We start from the raw sequence: 1176 nt of genomic DNA, 5'->3' as shown, positions 1-1176 counted from the left end.
GGGCTTCGTCTCCTCGTGGCTGAGCGCGACGAAGTACGCCCCGGGCGACCTGGCTACCGACTTCGACCTGTCGGCGCTGCGGCAGCTGTCGGTCACGGCCTGGGAGTACCGCGACCTGTCCGTGGTCTCCATCACGCCCGTCGACGGCTCGGACTTCGTCAACGTCGTCGTCGCGGCGAACATCAAGGAGCTGTCGGTGACGGACTCCGACGACACCAGCACGACGAGCTGGCCGCGCCGCTACTTCCAGGTGGCGATCGCGGTCAACGGGGACACGGTGAGGGCAGTCGGTCTCCCGGCCCAGATCTCCGCTCCCGTCCAGGGCGAGACAACGTCGCTGGTCTACAAGCAGACCATCGGATCCTCTGACCCGTCCGCGGAGACAGTGTCGGCGTTCCTCGGCGCGTACCTTGCCGGCTCGGGTGACCTGTCCCGATACAGCGCCCCGGACACATCTTTCGTGGCGATCTCGCCCGCCCCCTACGTGATGGTCAACGTCGAGGAGATGCGGTCAGACCTGACGCCTACGGAGTCCCCGAGCGATGGCGACACCCTCAAGGTGCTCGCGACCGTCTCACTGCTGAGCCCGCTGGACCAGCAAGTGACCTCGACGTACACGCTCACCCTCACCGCGCGTGCCTCCCGCTGGGAGGTCAGCGCCATTGATCTTGCACCGCAAGCGGTCTCCGACAAGGGATCGACAACCCCCACGCCGACACCGTCCGGTAACGGCAACTAAGGAAGGAACACCAACCATGTTCGATTGGATCAACGGGATCACCGCTGATGCGACGACTGCTTTCCGGGCGGTCGTGTTTCTCGCAGCAGCAGTGATCTTCTTCGTCGTCGCCGCCAAGGTGCGGTTCGCCATGGCGACGACCATCATCACCGGCATCGCGTGCGGCCTGGCCATGTTCCTCGCCGCCGGCGGTGGCGAGTGGGTCATGGGCCTCATCCAGACCGAGACCGTCGACGCCATCGGAGTCACGATCCATCAGATCGCAGCTCCGGCGGACGCCCTGGTGCTCAACGAGACCACCACCGCGGCCGGCGACACGGTCTACCGGCTGGTCGCGTAAAGGGGCGAACGTGGCCGATCGCGACGAAGAGAGAGAGGTTGCGCGCTTCTACACGAGCACCCGACGGTGCCCAACGTTCATCGGCCGTCTCCACGAC

Annotated in this window: 2 protein-coding genes; both read left to right on the top strand. The window is 65.9% G+C overall.

What is annotated here, in order from left to right:
• Positions 1–739 (top strand): conjugal transfer protein (locus tag B7W94_RS05050; RefSeq protein ID WP_085605041.1); only part of this gene is annotated, 739 nt, incomplete at its 5' end.
• Positions 740–755: 16 nt separating this feature from the next.
• Positions 756–1079 carry a hypothetical protein gene (locus B7W94_RS05045; protein ID WP_005052725.1) on the top strand — a complete coding sequence of 108 codons (324 nt, stop codon included), beginning with the start codon at positions 756–758 and terminating at the stop codon, positions 1077–1079.
• The last annotated feature ends 97 nt before the right edge of the window (positions 1080–1176 follow it).

The organism is Microbacterium sp. LEMMJ01 (assembly GCF_002114135.1).
GTDB lineage: Bacteria > Actinomycetota > Actinomycetes > Actinomycetales > Microbacteriaceae > Microbacterium.
The sequence above is the reverse complement of the archived record's forward strand: the minus strand, read 5'-3'. Positions and strand labels throughout refer to the sequence as shown.